This window comes from uncultured Aquincola sp. (assembly GCF_964001545.1).
In the GTDB taxonomy this organism is placed as follows: Bacteria; Pseudomonadota; Gammaproteobacteria; order Burkholderiales; family Burkholderiaceae_C; genus Aquincola.
In genome coordinates this window covers 1-2,536 of the sequence record NZ_CAXFDV010000838.1, presented here as the reverse complement: position 1 = coordinate 2,536, position 2,536 = coordinate 1, and the positions used below count along the sequence as shown (strand labels likewise).

2 protein-coding genes are annotated in these 2,536 nt (G+C 68.5%); one reads left to right on the top strand and one right to left on the bottom strand.

Going from position 1 to position 2,536, the window contains the following annotated elements; translation table 11 throughout:
• The first annotated feature begins 264 nt into the window (after positions 1-264).
• Complete coding sequence (acs, locus tag ABNT58_RS28975; protein WP_348756810.1) at positions 265-2,235, top strand: acetate--CoA ligase; 1,971 nt, start codon at positions 265-267, stop codon at positions 2,233-2,235.
• A 19-nt stretch (positions 2,236-2,254) separates the two neighbouring features.
• Here acs and ABNT58_RS28970 read toward each other — a convergent pair.
• A partial coding sequence (locus ABNT58_RS28970) for a DUF411 domain-containing protein (RefSeq protein WP_348756809.1) occupies positions 2,255-2,536 on the bottom strand: 282 nt, incomplete at its 5' end.

Sequence of the window (2,536 nt, the reverse complement as noted above, 5' to 3'; positions counted from 1 at the left end):
GGCTGGCAAAGATCAGGTTCGGCAGCGGGCGCATGCGAACGGTGGTCGGGTCGGGCAGCTGGGCCATGGGGTGACGAGGGGTGTCGCAGTTGGAAATCGAGGCCGCGAGTTTATGCGGCGGGGTTTTCCCGCTGATGGCAGTCAGATCAGCCATGAGCCCGCAGTCATGGCCTCGACCCCGCAGTCGGCTTAGAGTAAGCCGTTCGTCAGGCGCGAAGGCCACCATGCGGTCAAAGCGGTTGTGAAGCACCTACGGAGACAACGATGAGCGAAGACACCCCCACCAAGGTCTATGAACCCAGCGCCGCGGCCCGCGAAGGCGCGCATGTCTCGGGCATGGCGGCCTACGAGCGTCTGGTGGCCGAGGCCGAGGCCGACCATGCGGCCTACTGGGCCCGGCTGGCGCGCGAGTTCATCAGCTGGCACACCCCGTTCACCCAGGCGCTGGACGACAGCAACCCTCCGTTCTTCAAGTGGTTTGCCGACGGCACGCTCAACGCCTCGTACAACTGTCTGGACCGCCACATCGAGGCGGGCAAGGGCGGCAAGACGGCGCTGATCTTCGAAGCCGACGGTGGCGAGGTCACCCGCGTCACCTACAGCGAGCTGCTGGCCCGCACCTGCCGCATCGCCAATGGCCTCAAGAGCCTGGGCGTAAAGAAGGGCGACCGCGTCGTCATCTACATCTCGATGTCCATCGACGGCGTGGCCGCGATGCAGGCCTGCGCCCGCATCGGCGCCACCCACTCGGTGGTGTTCGGCGGCTTCTCGGCGCAAAGCCTGCGCGACCGCATCGAAGACACCGGCGCGGTGGCGGTGATCACCGCCGACCAGCAGGTGCGCGGCGGCAAGCAGCTGCCGCTCAAGGCCATCGTGGACGAAGCGCTGGCCCTGGGCGGCTGCGACAGCGTCAAGAACGTGCTGGTGGTGCGCCGCACCGGCGCCGAACTGCCGATGACGGCCGGCCGCGATCGCTGGATGCATGAGCTGATCGCGCAGCAACCCGAGACCTGCGAGCCCGAATGGGTGGAGGCCGAGCACCCGCTCTTCCTGCTGTACACCAGCGGCTCCACCGGCAAGCCCAAGGGTGTGCAGCACTCCACCGGCGGCTACCTGCTGCATGCGGCGCTCACCACGAAGTGGACCTTCGACCTGAAGGACGACGACATCTTCTGGTGCACCGCCGACATTGGCTGGGTCACCGGGCACAGCTACATCGCCTACGGCCCGCTGGCGCTGGGCGGCACCGAGATCGTGTTCGAGGGCGTGCCCACCTACCCGGACGCCGGCCGCTTCTGGAAGATGATCCAGGACCACAAGGTCAGCATCTTCTACACCGCGCCCACCGCCATCCGCAGCCTGATCAAGGCCGCCGAAGGCAACGAGGCGGTGCACCCCAAGCGCTACGACCTGAGCAGCCTGCGCCTGCTGGGCTCGGTGGGCGAGCCGATCAACCCGGCCGCCTGGGAGTGGTACCACGCCAACATCGGCGGTGGCCGCTGCCCCATCGTCGACACCTTCTGGCAGACCGAGACCGGCGGCCACATGATCACGCCGCTGCCGGGTGCCACGCCGCTGGTGCCGGGCTCGTGCACGCTGCCGTTCCCGGGCATCACCGCCGCCATCGTCGACGAGACCGGCAACGACGTGCCCAACGGGCAGGGCGGCATCCTGGTGGTCAAGAAGCCGTGGCCCAGCATGATCCGCACGATCTGGGGCGACCCCGAGCGCTTCAAGAAGAGTTACTACCCGCCGGAGCTCAAGGGCTACTACCTGGCCGGCGACGGCGCCATCCGCGACGCCAAGACGGGCTACTTCACCATCACCGGCCGCATCGACGACGTGCTCAACGTCTCGGGCCACCGCATGGGCACGATGGAGATCGAATCGGCCCTGGTGAGCTGCACCGAGCTGGTGGCCGAAGCCGCGGTGGTGGGCCGCCCCGACGACACCACCGGCGAAGCCATCTGCGCCTTCGTGGTGCTCAAGCGCCCGCGCCCGACCGGTGAAGAAGCCAAGAAGATCGCCGCCGAGCTGCGCAACTGGGTGGGCCGTGAGATCGGCCCCATCGCCAAGCCCAAGGACATCCGTTTCGGCGACAACCTGCCCAAGACCCGCAGCGGCAAGATCATGCGCCGCCTGCTGCGCTCCATCGCCAAGGGCGAAGCCATCACCCAGGACACCTCGACGCTGGAGAACCCGGCGATCCTGGATCAGTTGGCGGAGACCAACTGATCCAGGCCGGGGAGGGCCGTCAGGCCTTCTTGGGGTAGCGCGCGAAGACCGAGGCCGCGCCCTGGCGGCTGATCAGCAGCACCGCGTAGGGGTCGGCCCGCGGCCCCATCTCCATGCCTGGTGAGCCTACCGGCATGCCGGGCACGGCCAGGCCCAGCGCTGCAGGGCGCGTGGACAGCAGCTGCCGGATCTCCGCCGCGGGCACGTGGCCTTCGATGACGTAACCGGCCACCGTCGCGGTGTGGCAGCCGCCGTACTGCGCCGGCATGCCCAGGCGCTGGCGCACCGCGCCGGTGTCGTT